General features: G+C 60.7%; 9 protein-coding genes. 5 read left to right on the top strand and 4 right to left on the bottom strand.

Translation table 11 applies throughout. The annotated features are described in order from the left end of the window. Together KBY58_RS08330 and KBY58_RS08325 are read right to left on the bottom strand one after the other, a co-directional pair. Positions 1-482, bottom strand: a 482-nt coding sequence (locus KBY58_RS08330) for an iron uptake porin (protein WP_255003908.1), incomplete at its 3' end; no start/stop codon positions are given. Positions 483-629: 147 nt separating this feature from the next. Next, positions 630-770 carry a hypothetical protein gene (locus KBY58_RS08325; RefSeq protein ID WP_254933608.1) on the bottom strand — a complete coding sequence of 47 codons (141 nt, stop codon included), beginning with the start codon at positions 768-770 and terminating at the stop codon, positions 630-632. A 153-nt stretch (positions 771-923) separates the two neighbouring features. Here KBY58_RS08325 and KBY58_RS08320 point away from each other — a divergent pair, with 153 nt between their 5' ends. Next, positions 924-1,181, top strand: a complete 258-nt coding sequence (locus KBY58_RS08320; protein ID WP_255003907.1) for a hypothetical protein — start codon at positions 924-926, stop codon at positions 1,179-1,181. Between the two features lie 45 nt (positions 1,182-1,226). Then, a complete protein-coding gene (locus tag KBY58_RS08315; RefSeq protein ID WP_254933610.1) occupies positions 1,227-1,550 on the top strand; it encodes a hypothetical protein in 324 nt (107 codons plus the stop codon). Here KBY58_RS08315 and speD read toward each other — a convergent pair. Continuing rightward, positions 1,506-2,048 (bottom strand): adenosylmethionine decarboxylase, encoded by a 543-nt coding sequence (gene speD, locus KBY58_RS08310; protein ID WP_255003905.1) that lies wholly within the window; start codon positions 2,046-2,048, stop codon positions 1,506-1,508. The genes KBY58_RS08315 and speD overlap by 45 nt on opposite strands. Before the next feature lie 34 nt (positions 2,049-2,082). On the opposite strand from speD, the gene KBY58_RS08305 reads away from it, so the two are divergent. After that, positions 2,083-3,111, top strand: a complete 1,029-nt coding sequence (locus KBY58_RS08305; RefSeq protein WP_255003904.1) for a YeeE/YedE family protein — start codon at positions 2,083-2,085, stop codon at positions 3,109-3,111. Between the two features lie 32 nt (positions 3,112-3,143). Here the strand turns inward: KBY58_RS08305 and KBY58_RS08300 are convergent, their stop codons facing one another. Continuing rightward, a complete protein-coding gene (locus KBY58_RS08300) occupies positions 3,144-3,392 on the bottom strand; it encodes a DUF3136 domain-containing protein (RefSeq protein ID WP_254933612.1) in 249 nt (82 codons plus the stop codon). A gap of 66 nt (positions 3,393-3,458) precedes the next feature. Between KBY58_RS08300 and pyrC the strand changes: the two genes are divergently transcribed. Together pyrC and KBY58_RS08290 are read left to right on the top strand one after the other, a co-directional pair. Further along, positions 3,459-4,493, top strand: coding sequence for a dihydroorotase (gene pyrC, locus KBY58_RS08295; RefSeq protein WP_255003903.1), 1,035 nt, complete (start codon positions 3,459-3,461; stop codon positions 4,491-4,493). Beyond that, entirely contained in the window at positions 4,490-6,088 is a 1,599-nt protein-coding gene (locus KBY58_RS08290) for a bifunctional orotidine-5'-phosphate decarboxylase/orotate phosphoribosyltransferase (RefSeq protein WP_255003902.1), read from the top strand. The genes pyrC and KBY58_RS08290 overlap by 4 nt, the downstream gene beginning before the upstream one ends. Positions 6,089-6,094 lie beyond the last annotated feature (6 nt).

Below are 6,094 nucleotides of genomic sequence, written 5' to 3'. Positions count from 1 at the left end.
TTGGTGGTGGTGGAGAACTGCTGGGCTTGGAGTTTGCCCACCTTGCTCTCGAGGCCATCAACCCGGGCGGTAAGCACGGTGAGTTCCTTGTCGAACTCATCCATCAGCTTCTGCAGCTCGTCGGTCTTCTCGGAGACGCGATCGAGGCAGGCGTTCAAGATGGCGGCCGCTTCAAAGCGGGTCATCGCCTGGGCACCCTTGAACTTGCCATCGGGATAGCCGGCCACACAGCCGTACTTCTCCACCAGGTTGGAAAGGGCCTGGTAGGCCCAATCGGTGGGCTTCACATCGGAAAACTGGTTGACACTGGTCACCTGGTTCTTAGAAGCCCAGGCGCGGAAGGTGTCGTTGTCTTGCTGTTGGGAGTACTCGTTGATGGCAGCACGGCTGCCCATCGAAGCGACCTCTTGAGCCTGAGCGGCCATGGGGGCCAGCAGGCCGGTACCGGCCATGGCCAGCACTAGCTTTTTAGAAAGTTTCATCGGGGTCCTCACACCGATAGGGTTTTGACTTCAGACAGAAGTCGTTCAAACCATACCTATTTAGATCGGCTGCGCGCCACCAAATAGATCACCCGGCGATGTATCCCAGATCACAATTCAGCAAAATAGCCTGTAGAGCCGGCCTTTTCAGAGTGCTAATTGGGCGCTGGGGCCCAGGGGCTGCGAAGGGCCAATCCGATCAAGCACCCTGGCGCCACCAATAATGAAAGCCTGCATCAGTAGGCAGAGCACCACCTGGGGGAACCAATCATCGAGAAATTTGACCATGACCGTAATCTCCCAACCGGGCTACAGCATGTTGAGGGCGGTGGTCCGCAGATAGTTGTGCTGCAGACAACAAGCCCATGTGCGGCAAGGTGGGGCGTCTTTAAGAATGCTTAACCTGGCCTGCCTAGGGTTTAATATTGGTAAATTTTCGTAATGGGCAGCGCCCCCCTTGACGGCGATGGCCCAGGGCCTGAAGTTCAATCTCCCCTGGAAGTCCACTCCAGCTACCGGGGCTCGGACTGGACACCTGAGCGCCTGGTCTTTCACCAAAATCTAGAAACCTTTGCAGAACGCATCGGTCTGATCGTTGGCCTACAAAGCAACGGCAAATTGAGCCAGGAGCAGGCCTATGACCAGATTCGCAAAATCTGGAAGGAGCTCAAGGACAGTAAAGACAACCTGACCCAGTGATCCAGATCACCTACATCCCCAGATGCTGAGATCTAGAAAGCCCCCATGGCCTTTCATCAATGGCACCACAGCTGTTCAATTTCGTTTGAGAGCGAATCCTTAACCCTCTACCTAGAGCAATTAGGCATGAGCCTTTGCCTTGCGGATTGGCAAAGCGGGGTGATTTTTGCCGAGGCAAACCCCACCAAAAAAACCGCCGGAGAAGATCTACGGCTGCTGATTTCCTGGAGCCCCCAACGCAGCGATGGTTACCTGGTTGAGGTGCGCAGCAGCGAACCCCAACGCAGTAGAAACCGCAACCGCGCCGCCCTACTTAGCGATGCCCTAAAAGCAGGGCTGCCCAAGGTGTTCTGCCAGGCGCTCAGCTGAAATGCCCGCACCAACGGATGCCAACCAATGGGGTTCGAGCTCAGGTTCGCGGGGGGTGTCGGCGATGGCGCTGGGGGTTTCACGGCGGAAGCTGGTGAGCTTGTGATTGCCCGCATCCAGCCTTTCTGCCAGCACCTGGCAGGCCCTTTCCGGCATGGTGTGGTCACCGCAAGTGAACACATCCACGGCCGCATAGCCCGATTCCGGCCAGGTGTGGATCGAAATGTGGGATTCAGCCAACAGGGCCAAACCCGTTACGCCCTGGGGCTCAAAACGGTGGGTAATCAGGTTGAGCAGGGTGGCGCCAGCCAGTTGCGCTGCTGTGGTGATGGCGTCCCTAAGGAAAACTTCGTCGTCGAGCTTGGCGCTACTACAACCGTAGAGCTCGAGAATGCAATGTTTACCCACCGTGTCGGAGATCGGTTGGTTCGCAACGGGTGCGAGAGCGGCTCCGGTCCATCCTGGATTCGGGTGAAGCGAAGAAAGCAGCTGGTTCATCAAGATCGCGGCAAACAATCTCTAACCATACCCCTTGGAAAATCATTTTGACGCGGCTGCCCCCCTTTGCCGTCAGCCAGCACCTCTGGCGGGGCCCACGGGCCAGGCTGGGTGGGGGGAGCGCGCCATGAGTGGGCCCCGATTTGCGGCGGAGTTACTGCTAATTGCCCTGGCCGGGGCTGGTTTTTGCCTCACCAGCTTCTGCATGGTGAAGGTGGTGCTGCAGACCCGCCAGGGGCTTAGCTCCCCCCTGCGCTGCCTGGTGGGGGTGATGCTCACCAGCTGCATCGTGTGGGCCTTAAAAACAGATCTCAACCTGGCCGCAGACCCTGGCCTTTTCCCCGCCACCGGCAGGGTGGGCCTGGGCGGCTTCCTGTTTGGCCTGGCGGCCTACGCCAATGGCGGCTGTTTCATCGGCAGCATGAACCAGCTGGCCCAGGGCCAGGGGGGTCGGATCTGGACCCTTGGGGGCTGGGTATTGGGCTACCTGCTGCTGGCTCCCCTACATGGACTGATGGCTAGCCCCGCCGCCATGGGGGTGGGGCTCGTGGCGGGGGTGTTGGCTGCCGCACTGCTGACCTTGGAAATCCAGGCCCTACGCCGCGCTACGCCCTTTACCCCCAATGACGCCATCCCTGGCCTCACTGGCAGCAGGGCCTGGGCCCTGATGCTTGGCATGGGGGTGGTGATGGCCCTGCTAATTGTCAGCGTGTTGCCCTGGCAGCCATCTGATCTCGCTAAGCACCTTGCCGAATCCCTAGCGGGCCAGGATCGGCGCGTAGCCCTGGTGGCCGGCCTCAGCTTTCCCCTCGGCATGCTGGCGATCAACCTTTGGCGGCGCAAATTTCAGGCCCAAGCCCCCCGCAACCGGCATGTGGGCTGGCTGGGCTGGGGGCTGGTGATGGTGGTAGGTGCCGAGCTTGCCCTAGGGGGCAACGACAGCCAACTTTTTCGCTTCATCCCGATGGGATCACCCCATGCCCTACTAGGGGTTCCGGCCATGGCGGCGGGCATTCTGGTGGCCGATTGGATCAGCGGCCTTAAACCTTGGGCGCGGGCATGATTTGCGCTTAACCCACCACACCGGGAGCAGGCTCAGGCAGCCGCAGAAACGGGCTGTTCAATCTCGCGCTTAAGCATGAAATAGAGGTAATCGGGGGCCTTGTAGCGGCTAGGCAAGCTCTTGTTCAGCAGGGTCAGCCTTTCCCAGGCAACGGTGCGCTGGATCGCCTCAATGCTTTTCTTGTCCTTGATCAGGATCCGTAGGGCCTTGCAACAGCTGGGATAGCCGGCTTCAAGTTCACCGATCGTGGGCTTTGAGACAACGGGCGTTCCAGCGGACATCCAAGGATCTGCAATAAACCTAAAGATTCTGACATTATCCAAACAAATCTCCCCAGGCCCGCAGCCATGGCCGACCAGTCGCTCACGATTCGACAACCCGACGACTGGCACGTTCACCTGCGCGATGGCGCCATGCTCGAGGCGGTGGCGAAGAGCACGGCCAGGCAGTTCGCCAGGGCGATCGTGATGCCAAACCTCAATCCGCCGATCACCACGGTGCAGGCGGCCCAGGCCTATCGGGAACGGATCCGCCAGGCAGCTGGCGGCGGCTTCACCCCCCTACTCACCGCCTACCTGACCGATTCCATCGATCCGGCCGAACTGGAACGGGGATTTAGGGAGGGGGTCTTCAGCGCCTGCAAGCTCTACCCCGCCAACGCCACCACCAACTCCGCCGCCGGCGTTACCAGCCTGGAGGCCATCACTGCAGTGATCGAAACCCTGGAGCGGATCGGCATGCCCCTGTTGATCCACGGGGAAGTGACCGATGCCGAGATCGATATTTTTGATCGGGAGGCGGTTTTCATCGAACGCCAGCTCGCCCCCCTGCTGGAGCGGCATCCAGGCCTGAAGGTGGTGTTGGAGCACATCACCACAGCCGATTCGGTGGATTTCGTGGCCGCCGGCCCGGCCAACCTGGCCGCCACGATCACACCCCACCACCTGCACATCAACCGCAACGCCATGTTTAGGGGTGGCCTGCGCCCCGACTTCTACTGCCTGCCCGTGGCCAAGCGCGAACTGCACCGCATTGCCCTGCGCAGCGCAGCCACCTCGGGCAACCCGAAATTTTTCCTGGGCACCGATTCAGCCCCCCACCCCCGCAACGCCAAGGAATCGGCCTGCGGTTGCGCCGGGATTTTCTGTGCACCCTTTGCCATCGAGAGCTACGCCACGGTGTTTGAACAGGAGGGTGCCCTAGACAAACTGGAGGGCTTCGCCTCCGAATTTGGACCCCGCTTCTATGGCCTTCCCCAAAACCAGGGCACAATCAGGCTCAGCCGCGAGCCCCAGCTGATTCCTGAACGCCTCCATCTCTCGGGCGTCGAGCTGGTGCCCTTCCACGCCGGTGAGAACCTGCCCTGGCGGCTGCAGCCATGAGCTTCTTCGTCCAACTAACCGATGCAATTAGCGAGCGGCAGTCGCTGCTGGTAACGGGCCTTGATCCCAACCCGGAGATGCTGCAGAGCTGGGCGCAGCAGCGGGGGATGGGCGGCCGCTCCTTCCTCAGCCAGGCCCGCCAGTGGATCAAGGCGGTAATTGAGGAGACAGCCCCCCATGTCTGCGCCTACAAGCCCAGCCTGGGTTTTTATCAGGCCCTGGGGCCCGTGGGCCTGGAGCTGTTGCTGGAGGTGCGGGATCTGGTGCCGCGGGATCTGCCCCTGATCGTCGACACCAAACACGGGGATCTCAACTCCTCATCGGCCCTCGCCCATTACCTGTTCAAGGAATTTGGAGCAGATGCCGTAACCCTTTCACCCCTGGCGGGCCAGGACATCGCCGCCCCCTTCCTGCTCTATCCCGGCAAGGCCGTGGTGATGACCTGCCACAGCTCCAACGAAGCGGCCCGCCTGATCCAGCACTACCCAAATGAGGCCGAGCCCCTCTATCTGCAGATCGTGCGTGAAACCCAGCTCTGGGGCACCCCAGAGCAGGTGCTGCTGGAGGTGGGCACCAGCGACCCGGCGGTGCTGGCCAGGGTGCGAAAAGCGGCCCCGCAGCGGTTTGTGATCCTGCGCAGTCTTTGGTCAGGGGAGGACAGCCTCGAAGCGATGCTCGAAGCGGGCCTGAGCGATGCCGCCGACGGGCTGCTGCTGCCCCTTCCCCAAAACCTCTTGATCGAGGACTCGATTGGGGCCAGGGCCGAAGCCTTGAAAAAACAAATCCGTGCCAAGCGCGAACATTGGCTAGAGCGCAGGGAAAAACAGCGCCAAAGCAACCAAAACCAAACCAGCCCCAGCCCCAGCCAAGCCCCCAGCCCGGAGGCCGAGAGCTGTGCCCTGTGGATTCCACCGGAAGCGGCCAAGCCCGCCCTGGCCACTGGCCAAATGGCGACGGATCCCCCTGTCACAGATCCCTTTGCGGCGGAACTTGGCGAATTAATTGTGGAATTGTTTGATATTGGCTGCCTGTTATTTGGCGACTATGTGCAGGCATCGGGCGCACTTTTCAACTACTACATCGACCTGCGCCAGATAATTTCCGACCCCAACCTCTTCCATCGGGTACTTCATGCCTACACCGGCAAATTGGAGGGGCTGCAGTTTGATCGCATTGCCGGCATTCCCTACGGCTCCCTGCCCACTGCCACCGGCCTGTCGTTGCAACTACACAAACCATTGATCTACCCCCGCAAGGAGGTAAAGGCCCATGGGGCCCGCCGCCTAATCGAAGGCGATTTCTACGAGGGCGAGCAGGTGGTGGTCGTAGACGACATCCTGATTACGGGCGGTTCGGTAATGGGTGGCATCGCCAAACTGGAGAGCTCGGGCCTGATCGTCCGCGATGTGGTGGTGTTCATAGACCACGGCGGCGACCATGACCGCCAGGCCAAGGAACTGCTAGCCGAAGCTGGCTACCGCTGCCACGCTGTGCTCACCATCGAGCAAATTACTGAGGTGCTGCTGGCGGCCGGTAGGCTCAGCCCAGGGCAGGCTGCCAGCCTTGGCAAAGCAGACCAGCTTCCTAAAAGCTAATAGCCA

The sequence above is a fragment of the Cyanobium sp. HWJ4-Hawea genome (assembly GCF_024345815.1).
In the GTDB taxonomy this organism is placed as follows: Bacteria; Cyanobacteriota; Cyanobacteriia; order PCC-6307; family Cyanobiaceae; genus Cyanobium_A.
The sequence above is the reverse complement of the archived record's forward strand: the minus strand, read 5'-3'. Positions and strand labels throughout refer to the sequence as shown.